Source organism: Kribbella sp. NPDC043289 (assembly GCF_056436705.1).
The window spans coordinates 256,541-262,540 of the sequence record NZ_JBWKCB010000008.1 but is presented as its reverse complement, the minus strand read 5'-3'; the positions used below and the strand labels follow the sequence as shown (position 1 = coordinate 262,540).

Below are 6,000 nucleotides of genomic sequence, written 5' to 3'. Positions count from 1 at the left end.
CGACCAGGAGGTCGAGGGCGTGGTCCAGGTCATCGGGGTACTGCGAGGTGAACTCGACGTACTCGCCGCTGCCCGGATGGGTGAAACCGAGGCGCATCGCGTGCAGCCATTGGCGGATCAGGCCGAGGCGCTCGGCGAGGACCGGGTCGGCACCGTACGTGAGGTCGCCGCAGCACGGATGGCCGATCGCGGACATGTGGACCCGGATCTGGTGCGTGCGGCCGGTCTCGAGGGTGATCTCCAGCAGGGTCGCGTACCGGAACGCCTCGAGGGTCTCGTAGTGCGTCACGCTCGGCTTGCCGCCGGCCACCACGCCGAACTTGTAGTCGTGGTGCGGGTGCCGGTCGATCGGCGCGTCCACGGTGCCGGTGAACGGATCGGGATGCCCCTGCACCAGCGCGTGGTAGATCTTGCGCACCGTGCGCTCCTTGAAGGCGCGCTTCAGCACGGTGTACGCGTACTCCGTCTTCGCGACCACCATGAGTCCCGACGTACCGACGTCGAGGCGGTGCACGATGCCCTTGCGCTCGGCCGCTCCGCTGGTCGAGATGTTGAAACCGGCGCCGGCCAGGTGCCCGATCACGGTCGGGCCCGTCCACCCGGGTGACGGGTGTGCGGCGACACCGACCGGCTTGTCCACCACCACGATCTCGTCGTCGTCGTACACGATCCGCAGGTCGTCCACGGTCTCCGGTACGACGGTCACCTCGGACGGCGGCGGTGGCAGCTCGACATCGAGCAGTACGCCGGCCGCGACGCGGGACGACTTCGGCGCCGGGACCCCGTCCACCTGGACGAGCCCGGACTCGATCAGCTCGGCCGCTTTGGTCCGGGAAACGCCGAACAGGCGCGACAGCGCCGCGTCCAACCGCTCCCCCGCCAGACCGTCCGGCACCATCACGGTCCGTGAGCTCACTTGCGCTGCTCCCGGGTCCCGTCCAGCTTGACGCCGCGCAGCGTCTGGATCACCAGCAGGATCGCGGCCGACGTCACGGCGATGTCCGCGACGTTGAAGATCGCCCAGTGCGGGGTCTGGAGGAAGTCCACCACGTGCCCGTGGAACGGCGACGGCTCGCGGAAGATCCGGTCCAGGATGTTCCCGACCGCGCCGCCGAACAGCAGCCCGAACGCGACCGACCAGCCGGCCGACCCGAGCCGCCGGGACAGGTAGACGACGCCGAGCGCGACGATGATCTGGATCGCGCTGATGTACGGCGTGTAACCGGCCCCGAGGCTGAACGCGGCGCCCGAATTCCGGATCAGGGTGAACTTCAGCAGCGAACCGACCACGTTGACCGACTCACCCGGGGTCAGATGGGCCAGCGCCAGCGCCTTGGTCAGCTGGTCCAGGAACAACACCACCAGCCCGACCCCGCCGAACAGCGCGGTCCACTTCCAGGACCGGCCGGCGATGGGCGTCGGGGACGACGGAGAACCGGCCGACTTGTCGTCGACCGGTTCCGGGGTGGCTGTGTCGCCCGCCTCGGGAGACGGGGCGGGGTCGTTCAGCGGCGTTCCTGGCGTTCTTTGCATGAGACACACAGTGTCGCACGCGGGAACGCCTGCAGCCGACCCTTGCCGATCGGGTTGCCGCAGCTGTCACAGACGCCGTACGTGCCGTCGTCGATCCGGGACAGCGCGAACTCGATCTGGTTCAGCATGTCCCGCGCGTTGTTCGCCAGCGACAGCTCGTGGTAGCGCTCCAGGGTGGTGGAACCGACGTCCGCCTGGTCGTTGCCGGCGCCGTCGCTCCCGTCCCTGAACAGGCCCGCGATCTCCTGCTCGGCGTCGCGGATCTCCTCCTTGAGGTGCTCGACCTCACCCTCCAGTTCCGTGCGCAGCTCGGCGAGCTCGGCAGCGGTCCACGGATCCTCGCCCGGCTTCACCTTGAAGGTCTCGGCCGTATGGGCCGCGGACTTGCCCGGCGCCGTCGCCGGAGTCCTGTTCTCGTTCGTCTTCATGGCCACCCTCTTCGTCGGAGCTTGCTTGGCAGGGGTCTTCTTGGCCGGAGCCTTCTTCGCCGCGGTGGTCGCAGCGGACTTCTTCACCGCGGGGGTTTTCTTGGCCGGCGTGGTCTTCGCCGGGCTTTTCCGGGTCGCGGTCTTCTGGACCGGCTCGGATTTCTTGGCGGCACTCTTCTTGGCGGCGTTCTTCGTGGCCGCGGCGGAGCGTTGGGGGGCGGATTTCCTGGGTGCCGATGTAGCCATGATCAGCTACCCCCTGCCTTAGTCGGAGACTGAAGCGGACTGGTCGCAAGACAGTAGGCCAGGTACCCCCGGCGTACCAGTCCGACGCGCAGACCGTGGACATACGGTAGTCGGTTCTTCAAGTCCGCTCGATGTTCAGCGCGTCACAACCGTATTGCGGACATCACTGTCCGTAACAATCCCCAGGTCAGTCGCACGGCCTCCCGGACCGCAGCAGAATTCTCATCCCCGATACCTCGCTTGACCACTGGATTAATTCTCCCCCCACACCCGAGCGGTCTGTTCGTCCTGACGATTCGTAGTCACCTGGTACGACGCCGTACACTGACAACCGCGAACCGCAGAGGCAACGATGGGGCCATCACCCCGGAGCCGCCGGAAGAACAGTCCGTAAGGACCTATTAGAACCGGCAGCGACGCGTGAAGGAAGTGGGTGACCGCACGGATGGTCACCAAGGAGGGTGGTACCGCGCGGTAACCAGCTCGGTCTGGGTACTTCGTCCCTCGTCAGCACCAGCTCTGGCGACGAAGGACACGGAACGATGGCGGCAGCGAACACCCCGCAAACTCCCTGGCGGCAGGTCCCGGCCCAGGTCGACTTCCCCGCGCTCGAGCGGGAGGTGCTCACCTACTGGGACGAGCACGACACCTTCGCGAAGAGTCTCGACCAGTCCGCCGGCGGCAAGCCGTGGACGTTCTTCGAGGGCCCGCCGACCGCGAACGGCATGCCGGGCACCCACCACATCGAGGCCCGCGTCTTCAAGGACGTGTTCCCGCGCTACCGGACCATGAAGGGCTTCTGGGTCGAACGCAAGGCCGGTTGGGACTGCCACGGCCTCCCGGTCGAGGTCGCGGTCGAGAAGGAGCTCGGCTTCAACGGCAAGAACGACATCGAGGCCTACGGGATCGCCGAGTTCAACGCCAAGTGCCGCGAGTCGGTGCTGCGCAACGTCGACGCGTTCAACGAGCTGACCACCCGGATGGGCTACTGGGTCGATCTCGACCACCCGTACAAGACGATGGACCCGGAGTACGTCCAATCGGTCTGGTGGTCGCTCAAGCAGATCCACGACAAGGGCCTGCTGGTCGAGGACTACCGCATCACGCCGTACTGCCCGCGCTGTGGCACCGGCCTGTCCGACCACGAGCTCGCCCAGGGCTACGAGACGGTCGTGGACCCCTCGGTCTACGTCCGCTTCCCACTGACGTCCGGCCCGCTGGCCGGTAAGGCGTCGCTCCTGGTCTGGACGACGACGCCGTGGACGCTCGTCTCCAACACCGCGGTCGCCGTGCACCCCGACGTCGAGTACGTCGTCGCCACGGACGGCACCGAGTCGCTGGTCGTCGCCGAGCCGCTGCTGGACAAGCTCGGCGAGGGCTGGACGGTCACCGAGCGGTACACCGGTCGTGACATGGAGCGCTGGAACTACCAGCGCCCGTTCGAGCTGGTCGAGTTCCCCGAGCCGGCGCACTACGTCGTACTGGCGGACTACGTGACCACCGAGGACGGGTCCGGTCTGGTGCACCAGGCCCCGGCGTTCGGTGCCGACGACCTCACGGTCTGCCGGGCGTACGGGCTGCCGGTGGTGAACCCGGTCGACAACGACGGTCACTTCGCCGCGGACGTCCCGCTGGTCGGCGGGCAGTTCTTCAAGAAGGCCGACGAGGACCTGGTCGCGGACCTGCGTGACCGCGGGCTGCTGTTCAAGCACGTGCCGTACGAGCACCCGTACCCGCACTGCTGGCGCTGCCACACTCCGGTGATGTACTACGCACTCCCGTCCTGGTACATCCGCACCACCCAGGTGAAGGACGCGCTGCTCCGCGAGAACGAGAAGACCAACTGGTACCCGGACTCGGTGAAGTGGGGCCGGTACGGCGACTGGCTGCGCAACAACATCGACTGGGCCGTCTCCCGCTCCCGCTACTGGGGTACGCCGCTGCCGATCTGGCGCTGCGCCGACGACCACCAGGTGTGTGTCGGCTCGCTGACCGAGCTCGGTGAGCTGGCCGGTCGCGACGTGAGCGCCACCGACCCGCACCGGCCGTACGTCGACGACATCACCTTCGACTGCCCGACCTGCGGCGCGGAGGCCCGCCGGGTTCCCGAGGTGATCGACGCCTGGTACGACTCGGGCTCGATGCCGTTCGCGCAGTGGGGTTACCCGTGGGCGGAGGGCTCGAAGGAGAAGTTCGAGCAGACCTACCCGGCGGACTTCATCTCCGAGGCGATCGACCAGACCCGCGGCTGGTTCTACACGCTGATGGCGGTCGGCACGCTGGTGTTCGACGAGTCGTCGTACCGCAACGTCGTCTGCCTCGGGCACATCCTGGCCGAGGACGGCCGGAAGATGTCGAAGCACCTGGGCAACATCCTCGAGCCGATCCCGTTGATGGACAACCACAGCGCGGACGCGGTGCGCTGGTTCATGGCCGCGTCCGGTTCGCCGTGGAAGGCGCGCGGCATCGGGCCGAACGTGCTGAACGAGATCGTCCGCAAGGTGCTCATCACCTACTGGAACACGGTCGCGTTCCACTCCCTGTACGCGCGGCTGGCCGACTGGTCCCCCGCGGACGCCCCGGCCGTCGCCGAGCGCTCGGTGCTGGACCGTTGGCTGGTCAGCGAGACGCACCGACTGGTCCGCGACACCGACGAGGCGTATGCGGCGTACGACACCCAGCGGCTCGGCTCGCTGATCAACTCGTTCGTCGACGTGCTCTCGAACTGGTACGTCCGCCGCTCGCGCCGCCGGTTCTGGTCCGGTGACGCCGGCGCACTGGCCACGCTGCACGAGACGCTCGACGTACTCACCCGGGTACTGGCCCCGCTGATGCCGTTCGTCACCGAGCGTGTCTGGCAGGACGTGTTCCGCCCCGTCACACCGGGCTTGCCCGAATCGGTCCACCTGACCAGCTTCCCGACGTACGACGAGACGGTGATCGACGACGTACTGGCGCAGCACGTGTCGATGGCGCGCCGGGTCGTCGAGCTCGGCCGGTCGGCGCGGGCCGAGGCGAAGGTGAAGACGCGGCAGCCGCTGGCCCGGGCGCTGGTCGGGTCGGCCGCGATCGCGGACCTGTCCCCCGAGCTGCTGCGGGAGATCGCCGAGGAGCTCAACGTCGGCGCGGTCGAGCCGCTGTCCGCGGCCGGCGCGGACCTGGTCGAGTTCTCTGCCAAGGGCAACTTCCGGGAGCTGGGCAAGCGGTTCGCCAAGCAGACGCCGGTGGTCGCGGCCGCGATCGCTGCGGCGGACGCGGGCGCGCTCGCGGTCGAACTGAAGGAGACCGGGACGGCGAGTGTCGTCGTCGACGGCGAGGACGTTCGGGTCAGCGAGGCCGAGGTGCTGCTGTCCGAGCGGCCGAAGGAAGGCTGGTCGGTGGTCAACGAGCAGGGTGAGACCGTTGCCCTCGACCTCGAAGTGACCCCGGAGCTGAAGCAGGCCGGTCTGGCCCGCGAGGTGGTCCGGACGTTGCAGGAGGCCCGGAAGTCCGCCGGACTCGAGGTGTCGGACCGGATCCGGGTCTGGCTGACCTCGACCGACGCCGAGCTGACCGATGCGCTGGGCAAGCATGCGGACGAGATCGCCCGCGAGGTGCTCGCCGTGGAGCTGACCCAGTCGGCCCCGTCCGAGTCGGCCGATGTTGCCACCGGCACCGAAGAGGACCTGCAGCTCAGCTACTGGCTGACGAAGGCCTGACCCGCACCCGCTGGCCCCTCCCCGTCAGATGACGCGCGGAGGGCCGGCGGCGGGCGGCGTTCACATTTCCGGGCTGGTGGAGCGCCTCGGTCTGG

The 6,000-nt window shown here is 68.3% G+C and carries 5 protein-coding genes; 2 read left to right on the top strand and 3 right to left on the bottom strand.

What is annotated here, in order from left to right; translation table 11 throughout:
- From AC0662_RS36280 to AC0662_RS36270, 3 genes are all read right to left on the bottom strand, one after another.
- On the bottom strand, nt 1–898 hold an 898-nt coding region (locus AC0662_RS36280; protein WP_478306352.1), incomplete at its 3' end, for an RluA family pseudouridine synthase.
- 14 nt (nt 899–912) lie between these two features.
- The gene (gene lspA / locus AC0662_RS36275; RefSeq protein ID WP_478306343.1) at nt 913–1,533 is read right to left on the bottom strand and encodes a signal peptidase II; all 621 of its coding nucleotides are present in this window, start codon (nt 1,531–1,533) and stop codon (nt 913–915) included.
- Nucleotides 1,506–1,961 carry a TraR/DksA family transcriptional regulator gene (locus AC0662_RS36270; RefSeq protein WP_452194364.1) on the bottom strand — a complete coding sequence of 152 codons (456 nt, stop codon included), beginning with the start codon at nt 1,959–1,961 and terminating at the stop codon, nt 1,506–1,508. Before AC0662_RS36270 ends, lspA begins: the two co-directional genes overlap by 28 nt.
- On the opposite strand from AC0662_RS36270, the gene AC0662_RS36265 reads away from it, so the two are divergent.
- Both AC0662_RS36265 and ileS read left to right on the top strand, forming a co-directional pair.
- Entirely contained in the window at nt 1,960–2,229 is a 270-nt protein-coding gene (locus AC0662_RS36265) for a hypothetical protein (RefSeq protein WP_452194366.1), read from the top strand. The genes AC0662_RS36270 and AC0662_RS36265 overlap by 2 nt on opposite strands.
- Before the next feature lie 520 nt (nt 2,230–2,749).
- The gene (ileS, locus tag AC0662_RS36260) at nt 2,750–5,905 is read left to right on the top strand and encodes an isoleucine--tRNA ligase (RefSeq protein ID WP_452194368.1); all 3,156 of its coding nucleotides are present in this window, start codon (nt 2,750–2,752) and stop codon (nt 5,903–5,905) included.
- Nucleotides 5,906–6,000: the final 95 nt, after the last annotated feature.